General features: G+C 61.6%; 8 protein-coding genes and 1 pseudogene. 1 reads left to right on the forward strand and 8 read right to left on the reverse strand.

Going from position 1 to position 10,544, the window contains the following annotated elements:
- Window positions 1–61 precede the first annotated feature (61 nt).
- The 7 genes and pseudogenes from GSQ79_RS21050 to GSQ79_RS21080 form a co-directional block, all read right to left on the reverse strand.
- Window positions 62–745, reverse strand: a complete 684-nt coding sequence (locus GSQ79_RS21050; protein WP_158810742.1) for an epimerase — start codon at window positions 743–745, stop codon at window positions 62–64.
- Window positions 746–1,054: 309 nt separating this feature from the next.
- On the reverse strand, window positions 1,055–1,474 hold the full coding sequence (locus tag GSQ79_RS21055) for a cupin domain-containing protein (protein ID WP_158810744.1): 420 nt from the start codon (window positions 1,472–1,474) through the stop codon (window positions 1,055–1,057).
- Between the two features lie 75 nt (window positions 1,475–1,549).
- Window positions 1,550–2,566: a zinc-binding alcohol dehydrogenase family protein gene (locus GSQ79_RS21060; RefSeq protein ID WP_158810746.1), complete on the reverse strand. Its 1,017-nt coding sequence runs from the start codon at window positions 2,564–2,566 to the stop codon at window positions 1,550–1,552.
- A gap of 66 nt (window positions 2,567–2,632) precedes the next feature.
- Window positions 2,633–3,399, reverse strand: a pseudogene (locus tag GSQ79_RS21065) (alpha/beta fold hydrolase).
- Between the two features lie 137 nt (window positions 3,400–3,536).
- A complete protein-coding gene (locus GSQ79_RS21070; protein WP_158810748.1) occupies window positions 3,537–4,490 on the reverse strand; it encodes an oxidoreductase in 954 nt (317 codons plus the stop codon).
- Window positions 4,491–4,567: 77 nt separating this feature from the next.
- Window positions 4,568–5,107, reverse strand: coding sequence for an ester cyclase (locus GSQ79_RS21075; protein WP_158810750.1), 540 nt, complete (start codon window positions 5,105–5,107; stop codon window positions 4,568–4,570).
- A gap of 99 nt (window positions 5,108–5,206) precedes the next feature.
- The gene (locus GSQ79_RS21080) at window positions 5,207–6,103 is read right to left on the reverse strand and encodes a polysaccharide deacetylase family protein (RefSeq protein WP_158810752.1); all 897 of its coding nucleotides are present in this window, start codon (window positions 6,101–6,103) and stop codon (window positions 5,207–5,209) included.
- Window positions 6,104–6,544: 441 nt separating this feature from the next.
- On the opposite strand from GSQ79_RS21080, the gene GSQ79_RS21085 reads away from it, so the two are divergent.
- Window positions 6,545–9,289 carry a winged helix-turn-helix domain-containing protein gene (locus GSQ79_RS21085; protein WP_158810753.1) on the forward strand — a complete coding sequence of 915 codons (2,745 nt, stop codon included), beginning with the start codon at window positions 6,545–6,547 and terminating at the stop codon, window positions 9,287–9,289.
- A 335-nt stretch (window positions 9,290–9,624) separates the two neighbouring features.
- Here the strand turns inward: GSQ79_RS21085 and GSQ79_RS29720 are convergent.
- On the reverse strand, window positions 9,625–10,544 hold a 920-nt coding region (locus GSQ79_RS29720), incomplete at its 5' end, for an amidase family protein (protein ID WP_246725479.1).

Below are 10,544 nucleotides of genomic sequence, written 5' to 3' on the forward strand. Positions count from 1 at the left end.
CGCTCGGTTCAAACCCGGCCCATTCGTGTCAACCAGCGCAGCGTCCGACGGCGCGGTATACTTATTCAAAATCGATTTGAGAGGCCGGCGTACTGGCTGCGTTGATGTCTGCGCTAGTGAGGACAGATACCGGATGCCCCTTAGCAGCGACGTTGATCATCGCTCGTCCGACGTTCTCCGTCGTGGTCGCCAACTTCGGAAACCACCGCATCAAGATCGCCGAAACCGGTGATACCATCACGTAGATCACCATGTACCAACGCGTCTTAGAGACGACGCCGTGTAGGGGCTGGATAAAGGCGGGTCTAAAGAAATAGGCAGCCTTGAACGGCAAGGCCGTCAGTGCATCCTCCGTCCGCGCCTTGACGCGAGACCACATCCGGCGGCTTTCGCGATGGGTACCCTCGCCTGTCACATAGATGAAGGTCATCTCAGGGTTGAGTTCCGCCAACGCCGTGGCGATCGTCATCGTCAGATCGTAGGTCACACGGGTGTAGACGGCCTCGGACATGCCGACAGACGAGACGCCGATGCAGAAGAAGCAGGCGTCATAGCCGGCAAGCGAGCCCGCTTCGCCCTCGAACCCTTGCATTTGGGGAAGGACGATCTCCAATAGCTTCGGATCCGCCTTCCCAGATCGAGAGCGGACAACTGAAACTACCGCAGTTACCCGCTCGTCAAGGAGACTCTCGCGCAGGACGCCTTGACCAACCATGCCGGTAGCACCGAAGATTAAAACTCTCATGACGCCAACTTAGCTGCTGTTGACGCGTCAAGCCAATGACTGGGTTGCCGCGCCAATTGTCCTGCGTCGGAGCGCGTGTTGTGACCGAAGTTGGTTAGGCCGCTTCGAAGCGAGCACCATTGGACAGCGGATCCAAGGCGGAGCCTTCCCAAGGTCGCGGGAGCCAACTGAGCGGCCGAATCGCGTCGACGTCGCCGATGACTCCACCTCTTGGTTTGGCTATCAGCGAAATTCGCGAGCGATTGACGACGATGAAAGTGCTCCTGATGCTTGCGACTGCGTGGCGCGAAACCAACGAGCCGACGGGCCTTAAGCATTGCGAGCCATGAATGTCGCAGGCGTGCCCTTTCGCGAGTCGATGAAGACGATATCGGTCGGATCGCGTCGCGGTGTATCGATCGACAGGAATACGAGAGGTTCGGCGAGTATATCTGGCAGAGCGTGTACCGTGCCGCGCTCGAAAAAGAGCAACTGCCCGTGACCGAATTCAGCCTTTGTTGATTCATCGTTCATCCAGAACGTACCTCGACCCGAGAGTACGTATAGAAATTCGTCGCATCCAACATGATAATGGGTGGGGGTGCCTCTGTAGACGCGGAATACGCGGGTGCTCGCGGTTTCTGTGTCCGTGATATAAGTGTCGACTAGCAAGGTGCTTGCAGTCTCCGGCAAAGCCGCGGCTATAGCTTCAATGTCGAAGCGTCCGGTGGTCGTGTGCGCTTCCTTCACTGGATTTTTCCTATCCTTCGATTCGTCGTGTCGTCTCGTTCTGACTCGATACGGTCGCGCGGCACGGCTGTACCTTCATTCGAATCCTTCCAACACGATCTTACCCTTGGCTCGCCCGCTCTCGATGTGCGCGTGAGCGCGTCGAAGGTTCGTCGCATTGATGGCGCCATACGTTTCGCCGAGTGTCGTACGAATCCGTCCGGCGTCAACGAGGCTTGAGACTTCGTTCAGCAGTTGACCTTGGGCAGCCATATCCGGCGTTTCGAACATCGACCGCGTGAACATGAATTCCCAATGCGTCGACACACTTTTGCGCTTGAAAAGTGCGACGTCGAGTTGACCGGGATCATCGATGAGAGCGCAGTGCCCCTGCGGCGCGATAAGGTTGGCGATCTCGTCAAGGTGCGCCGCGGTGCCCATCGTCGAGAGGACGAATCTTGGCGACCCGATACCCAATGCCGATATTTCTGCCGCCAAGGGCTTGCTGTGGTCGATCACGTAATGTGCCCCAAGCTCGCGGCTCCAAGCCTGTGTCTCCGGCCTTGACGCCGTCGTGATCACAGTCAGGTCGGTAAGCTGCCGGATGAGCTGTGTCGCGATCGAGCCAACGCCACCGGCCCCGCCTATGATGAGGATGGATGCGGGTTTGCTTGATCGCGAGTCCGAGATCCGTAGGCGCTCGAATAAAGCTTCCCAGGCAGTGATCGAAGTCAGGGGCAGCGCGGCTGCCTCCGCCCACGACAGCGAGACCGGTTTCCGCCCGACGATACGTTCGTCGACCAGGTGGAACTCTGAGTTCGTTCCAGGCCGGCCGAGCGCGCCGGCATAGAATACGGCATCGCCTGGCGCGAAAAAGGTAACGTCGGGTCCCACCGCCTCGACTGTGCCTGCGCCGTCCCAGCCAAGGATCTTCCACGAACCGACCTCAGCGGTCGCACTGATCCGGACTTTCGTATCGACCGGGTTCACCGATACGGCGTGGATAGCCACCAGAACGTCACGGCCACGAGGCTGAGGTTTGGGAAGCGTCACGTCAACGAGCGAAGCGAGGTCAGTGATCGGGAGAGGCTTTTGGTATCCAACGGCACGCATGATGATTCCTTATTCTATCCGCGCGACGTGGCGCGTTGCGACAAGCCGGAACAGCCGGTCTGGTCGCTACTTGCGACCGGCGGCTTCCAGGATCAGCGACGTGATTGGCCCAGGCTGAGAAATCAGGGCGAGATGGCTGGCCTTCACTTCGATGGTTTCGCCTTCATGCGCTTCGCCATAAAGCGCTCAAGGTCGGGATTGATCGTCCGGTCTTCGGTCGACACCGCATAAAAGCTGGGCTTCATACGCCAAGCCGCCTGCGTGGTTTTGCCTGCGAGCAGGGCTTTGTGGAACGGCTGCTGCACGGCAAAAAGCGCTTTGGCCTTGGCTTCCGGCAGGTCGCCCGCGAAATCCTTGAGGAACGCAGCTTCGGTGAGCCGCCCTTCGTCCCCATCGAAGACGATTCCTGCCGAAGCGGGCGGGGTCGGATAGGTTTTTGCGAGCGCCGTATAATCTTCGCCCGCGTCGGGGGCCCGAGCGGCCACGTAGACGAGCGCCGAAATCTTGGGATCTATACCGGCCTCCGTGACGATCATGCCCGAGAAGGAATGACCAACGAGGACCGTCGGACCGTCCTGCCGCGCGATGACACGCCGCGTCTCCGCCACGGCTTCGTTGAGCGTCGTCAAGGGATTCTGCACGGATGTCACGTTGAGGCCTGCCGCCTGCAGGCGTGGGATGACCTCCGACCAGCACGATCCATCGGCGAAAAGGCCGTGGACGAAAACGACGTTGTTGGCCATGGGCACGCCCTGCGCGAAGGCGCTCTTGGGAAGCAGCGAGGCGGCAGCGCCCGCGACCATCATGGTGGTAAAGGTACGACGGTTCAGCATGACTGAGATTCCTGATTTGGTAAGAGACCGATTGCGGTATTCTCCGGCGGCACGGTACGCCGCCGAAATCGGTCCGGGTCGAGAACGCGTCTTCAACCGATTGCCGGAACGCTTAGGACGCGTCGCATCAGCGACGACTAGGGCGACACCTCTTTCGGCCAGGTAAAGCCCGTGAGACGTTCCGCGACGGACCATAGGCGCATGCCGACAGCGGCGTCGCGCGCCTCGGCCCCGACCTTTGCCAATCCGACCGGGCCCTTGAGTTCGAGAAGGCCCTGCGGACCGTAGTATGCGGCAGGTTTGGCGTCGGGCGAGGTCGCGGCGAACAAGGTCGGCAGAGCCCCTTCGGCCGCGGACTGCGCCAACACGGGTTCGAGCATCCCGCCGATCCGATCGGCGAGGGTCCGGCGAGCGCCGCGTCCCATGCGTGGGCCGCTCTTTTGTAGGTCCGTGACGGCCCAACCGGGATGAGCCGCATTGCTCATCACGCTCCATGTCCCGGCATCGCTGCGCCGCTGTAGTTCGAAGGCGAACAAGATCATGGCGAGCTTGGATTGAGCATAGGCCGCCCAGGGCTTGTAGGATCGCTCCCACTGCAGGTCGTTGAAATGAATCGCCGCTTGCAGCCGATGCGCGCCGCTACTGAGGTTGACCACGCGTGGCGCCCGACCGTTTCGCAGCAAAGGCAGCAGGCGGGCAGTCAGAGCGAAATGGCCGAGAAAATTCGTGCCGAACTGCAGCTCGAACCCGTCCTTGGTGACGTTGCGTGTCGGCGGCGTCATGACACCGGCATTGTTGATCAGGAGATCGATGCTGTCCTGCTCGCTGGTCAGCGTCGTAGCGAAGCGGGCGACGGACGACAGGTCGGCGAGATCGAGATCGGCGTAACGGATCGTGGCGCCAGGATAGGCACGCAGGATGCGATTCAGCGCGGCGTTGCCTTTGTCGGTGTTGCGGCCGGTCAGCAGCACGTCGGCGCCCGCGCAAGCCAGCGCGAGGGCCGTTTCATAACCCAAGCCCCCTGTGGCGCCTGTGATGACGACGCGGCGTCCGCTCTGGGACGGGATATTGGATGTGGTCCATGTGGTCATGACGGGAGCCTATGAGGTTGGGAAGGGTGTGGCCGGGCCGGGCAGTCTTCGGCCGCCATCGCTAGCGGCTGTGACGATCACATCGCGAGCTTTGCAATGCCCATCTGCTTGAACAAGGTGAGGTTGTCCTCGATGTGCCAATTGTCGGTGATGCGCCCATCCGTGATCTTGAGCAGGTCGGTTGCGATGAAATCGACCGGCTGGCCCGCTCCTTTGACCGCGCCCATCGTTCCCCTAAAATGGCCGGTAAAGCGCATGTGAACGGTGACATAGTCGCCCGCGACGATCATCTTTTCGATGGCGACCCGGAGATCGGGAACGGCAGCCCGAAACATCCGGGATGCGAAGGCAGGACCCTTAGGCCCCTGGGGCCGTCCCTCCGGCAGCGTATGGTCGACGAAGCCTGTCGCTAAAGCTGTCTTGAGCCCGTCCTCGTTGCCTGTGTCCCAGAAATAATAAAAGGCGCGGACGGAGCCGAGGTCGGCGTCACGCTGGGCCGTCGGAACGCCGGAAGCGATGACGAGGTTCGCTATTCCCACGTCCGCGGCCTGCGCGACCGTCTTCCCCGGCAACAGGGCTGCGGCGACGAGCGACCAAGCAAAAACTGTGGATGTCATTGAATCGATCCTTCGCTTCGGCACAGTGGCAAGGACCGCCGTCGGCGGCCCGAGCTGCTCTGTGCCGTGATGGTGAAAATAAGATCTGGACCCGAGGCCTCAGGCCGTCGGACCTGGCAGGCCGGTCACGCTCGGCGAGGCGCGGCGAAGTATTGGCGCCGTATCACGCTGGCTAAGCGTGTATTTTGCGATCTCGTCCTTGCGGGCGAACCACACGCCGTCTTTGCTCTTGGCGTAAGCGAGGAATCGGTCGAGGGCGCGGACGCGACCGGCATGGCCGGAGATGCGGTCGTGGAGACTGATCACCATCATCCGCCGACGTTTGGCTCCCTCCTCGTAGAGCTGGTCGAATTCGTCCCGAAGCGCTTGTTCGTAAGCGGTGGGGTTCCAGCCCTGGAAGGGAAACGAGACGATGTCGTTCATGTGGAATGTATAGGGGACGGTGACGAAATCGCGACCCCGTACCGGCACGATGAAGGGTTCGTCGTGGCTCGGTTCGTCGATGTGGTAGAGGAAGCCGAGGTCCTGGAGCGTTTCCAAGATGTGGATGGAATTACGCATCCAGTACGCGTTCCAACCGACCGGCATCTGGCCGGTCACGCGGTGGATGGTCTCGACGCCTTCTGCAATGAAACGCTTCTCGGCCTCGCGGGAGAGCTGGTAGCTGTTCTCCCACGCCCGCCCATGCGCGGCGGCCTCATGCCCCCGACGAACGATCTCCTGGGCGAGGTCCGGCGACGTCTCGACCGCCTTGCCGATCATGAACGACGACAGCTTGATGCCGTGCTTATCCATCAGGTCCAGAATCCGCGGGATGCCCTCGTAATGGCCGTAGGCGAAGAAAGCATTGGTCGGCAGGTCTGGGACGCCGGTCTCGATCGGGTCCGGGATCACCCCGCCTGCGCCCGAGATTGGCTGACCGCCGCCCTCGAACATCAGAGAGAGGCTTACGGCAAGCCGGGCGCCGTTCGGCCAGTAAGAGGTTTGTGCGTTCATGCTGTAGCTCCTTTCTAGAGGGACGCTGGCGGCAGCCAGTGCCAGGACGCCGCCGCCAACGAGCTGGCGGCGATCGATCTGGGGAGATGCCGAAAAAGGGCGTGGCGGCTGGGAAAGCTGGTCCGAAGGGTCCAAGACGCGTTCCTTTCAACGAGTGGCCGGCGGAAGAAGCGGAGCTTTTCGTCATCCGATCCGCTTCGTCGCCGTCGGCGTTTCCGACATCGCTTTTCTAGGAGGCGCGCGGCGTGAGGTCCTTTCAGAGATCTGAAATTTTCTGATCTCTTCTGCTGCCTGTCGCGCAAACCGCGATCGTGCGATCTTGAAATCGTCGCGCGGCTCCGGGCCATGGCCAATGCGTTTTGCCGTACCCTTTTGTCTGGGGAGACGATTGTCTACGCTGTGACCTGTCAAAGCCGTACGAGCGAGGTGTAAGGCGTGCCATTGCAGGAGACCGTCGTTTTCCTAGGGCGATCCGAAGTAGATCTGGCCCGCCGCGAGCTTCGCGATCTCCATGGCGTAGTGCCTCTCGGTAGCCGAGCCTTCGATCTTCTGGAACTTCTGCTGCGCGCGCAGGGGCAATTGGTCACGAAGGACGAGATCCTACAGAGCGTGTGGGCGGGTGCCGTGGTCGGCGACAACGCGCTGCACGTGCAGATTTCTGCCATTCGTAAGGCGTTGGGCGACGACCAGGGCTTTCTCAAAACGGTATCCGGGCGCGGCTACCGGTTGATTGAACCCTCGCAGATGGCGGCACTGACCGAGCCGGATCCTCGACCCGCGCCGCATCCGCAGGCGCCCAAGCTGCCCCTGCGGCTGACGGAATTGATCGGTAGGGCCGGAGCCATCGAGGACTTGCTCGGCCTCCTTAAGGTGCACCGGCTGGTGACGCTGACGGGCCATGGTGGAATCGGCAAATCCAGCTTGGCATTGGCCGTCGCAGATCGGGAGACGGCCCTCGCGGGGGCAATCTGGCTGGTCGAACTTTCTGGGCTCTCGGATGCCCGGCTGGTGCCGTCGATGGTCACCACGGCGCTTGGTTTCGCCACGGGTGGCGGGACGATCGAGCCGGCGACGGTTGCGCGTGCGATCGGCGATCGTCGGCTTCTCCTCATCCTAGATAGCTGCGAGCATGTGATCGACGCGGTCGCGCGGCTTGCTGATACGATTCTCCGCGTTTGCCCGCATGCCAAGCTGCTCATGACGAGCCGTGATCTCCTCCGTGTGGAGGGCGAAGTGGCTTATCGAGTCGAAACCCTGGATACGCCTTTACCCGAAGAAGCGGCGGGTCCGTCGTCGACGGATTACGGCGCCGTCCGCCTGTTCGTGCAGCGTGTCGAAGCCCTTCGTGCTGGCTGGACGCCTGGCGAAGAGGATTTGACGGCGATTGGAGCCATCTGCCGAGCCTTGGACGGCATCCCGCTGGCGATCGAGCTGGCGGCGGCACGCGCGGCGGCGCTCGGCTTGGGCGAGGTCCAGTCGAACCTTAAAGATCGGTTCGCGATGCTGGTGGACGGCCGTCGAACGGCGCTCCCGCGCCATCAGACTTTGCGGGCGACGATGGACTGGAGCTATGACCTGCTTACCGACAGCGAACGTTGGGTCCTGTCTCATGTCGCCGTCTTTCCAGACGGTTTCACTCAGGAGGCTGCGGCATGCGTGCTCGATCTCGACGCGCGCCGCGTCGCCGAGGATATCGCAAGCCTTGTCAACAAGTCTCTTGTTCTCTTGGACGAAACGAGGGGAGAGCCGAGATGGCGTCTGCTCGACACGACGCGTGCCTATGCGACCGAGACGCTCGCTGCATTCGATTGCCTCGAAACCGCACGTAACCGCCACGCGGCATTCTTTGCAGAGCTGTTCGCGCCGTCGGCTCTAGCCAATCGGCTCTTTTCACCCGGTCAGCGGCTCCCTTTCTTCCGGCGCGAGATCAACAACGTTCGCGCCGCGCTCGACTGGTGTTTTGCGCCGTCCGGAAACGCCGCGACGGGCGTGCAGCTCACGGCCGCGTATCTGCCGGTGTGGTTGGACCTGTCGCTGTTCGCGGAATGCAACGAGCGGGCGAACCGCGCCTTGGACCGCTTGGAGGATGGTCTCGATCTCCAGCCGACACTGGTCATGCAATTGGCAACGATCCTCGCCATCACGCTGATCCATACGGAAGGCGTTGTGGCCCGGACACGACGCCTGCTGGACAAGGCGCGAGAGGCCGCGGAACGGGCGGCAGACCCGACCGCGCTTATACAGGTCCTGTACGGCGAGTGGATGCTGACAATCTACAACGAGCAACTGCCCGATGCCCTGGGTTTCGCCGAGAGGCTGGACGTGGAGGCGCGCCGCTCCATCGATCCTACGCATGGCATTTTGGCTGATAGGATCCTCGGCCACGCCCTCCATTACAGCGGTCAACTTGGTTCCGCACGCAAGCATCTAGAGGCGGTCCTCGATCATCGATCGGTCCTGGAGGACCGCCGCCCGGCAATCTGGCTGCATTACGATCATGCCGTACTAGGTGGTGCGATGCTGGCGCGTGTCCTCTTCCTTCAGGGAGAGACCGAACACGCTCATGAAGTAGCCGAGACAGCCCTTCGTCGCGCGCGATCGCGTCACGACACGCTCGCGACATGTGCGGCGCTTGGAGCGGCGCTTTGTCCCCTGTCTCTGTGGTCGGATGACCTCGATGCGGCCCAACAACACCAGACTGAGTTGCGCAACCTCGCGACCCGGCACGGCTACACGTTCTGGATTCGCTATGCCGATTGCGCCGGTGCTCAGCTCAAAATCCGCGAGGGCCATCCGGGGGTTGGTGTCGTCGCGCTCCGCTTCGGAACCGAACTGCTACGGGGGACAGGACAGGCAACCCATTGCGCCGAACTGGTTCCTGATCTGGTGGAAGGGCTATTGGCCCTTGGGGAGGTAGCGGAAGCCTCAACCATCCTCGACCAAGCGTTCGTGGACGCCTCGCGCTCGGGCGTCCAATGGCACCGCCATGAACTCGAACGCCTCAAAGCCATTCGCATGTTACGGGACGACGAAGCCGATAGGTCGAAAGCGGCAGAGCGCCACCTTCGCCGAACGATGCAAGAGGCGCGGAAAGATGGAGCCCTATTTTGGGAACGCCGATGCGCGGTCACCCTCGCAAGACTTCTGGCCACTCAGAATCGTCAAGATGAGGCGTTGCTTTTTTAGACGTCGACTTATGAAAGGACGAGAAAAACGATCAATTGTATCGGTCCAGGCCGGGATGCGACGGATCGCGTTCAACTGAATGTCTGCTTTCGGAAAATAGGTGAAAGCTTGAGGCGTCCGACTTAGGGCGCAAGGCGGACAAACAGCTTCCCGGCCGGAGCCGAGAAGCCGGTTCATGGGATCGCTGCTGCTTCTTTCATCAGGGCCGTTTAGGCCTGTCGTGTCCGCGAGCTTGAGGCGGTTGGCCGTCTCGCGATGATGGACGGTGCCCACGCGGGCGCCATAGCTGCTGAAACAGGATCGGCGAGACCGTAATCTCGCCGATCCTCTCTCAGCTAGGCTTTCATCAGCTGGGGCGCCTTTCTATGCTTTGTCGCTTGCTCGTAAGCGTAAGCAAGACCGAGAATGTCTGCCTCGCTCCATTGCCGCGCGACGATCACGAGATTGAACGGGGCGCCGGACGCGTAGAAGCCGGCGGGCACCGTGACGGCCGGCAGGCCGCCGATGTTGATTTCGCTCACCACCATCGCATCGATGACCTCTTCGCCGTGCAGAGGTCCAAGCGGACCGCGCATCTGCGGGTAGATCAGCGCGTCGAGGTTCTGTTTGTCGAAGACCGCGTTGAAGATCTCGAGATAAGCTTCCCGCAGGGCGATGAAGGACGACATGTCCGGCGGCCGCGTCGGGTCCTTCATGACCTCCATGAATTCGGGCGAATGCGGCATGTAGTTCAACACGCCTTTCGGTCCGAACGCGTTTTCTTTCTCCGTTGCCTTCGCGAAGTCGGCGAACGACTTCAAGGCAACCGTCGACCCCATCCGCTGCAGATATTTTTCGACGTCGTAGGGAATGGATTCCATGCCGCGCGCATCGAACTCCGCGCCCGGCATGATCGGCTTGCGCAGCTCCCGGAACCCGGAACCTGCGAAGGGGTCCTCGACAAGGTCGGCCCCAAGGCTCTTGAGCTCGGCTTGCGCGCGCCCGTAAAGGCTCACGGCCTCTTCGGCGAGCGTCGAGATACGCCAGCCCTGTCCGAAAAGACCGATGCGTTTTCCGTTCAATGCGTCCTTGTTCAATTTCGAAGCGTAGCCGCCCATGGGACGCTTGCCTACGCTAGCGTTCGTCTTGGGGTCCTCCATCGAGAAACCGGCAAGCGCATCGAGAGTAAGAGCTGCATCGCGCACGCAGCGCGCGATCGGACCGACGACGTCGCGCAGGCTGGCGAGCGGCATGACGCCGGCGTTGGGAACCAGCC

The organism is Beijerinckia sp. L45, from assembly GCF_009765775.1.
GTDB lineage: Bacteria > Pseudomonadota > Alphaproteobacteria > Rhizobiales > Beijerinckiaceae > RH-AL1.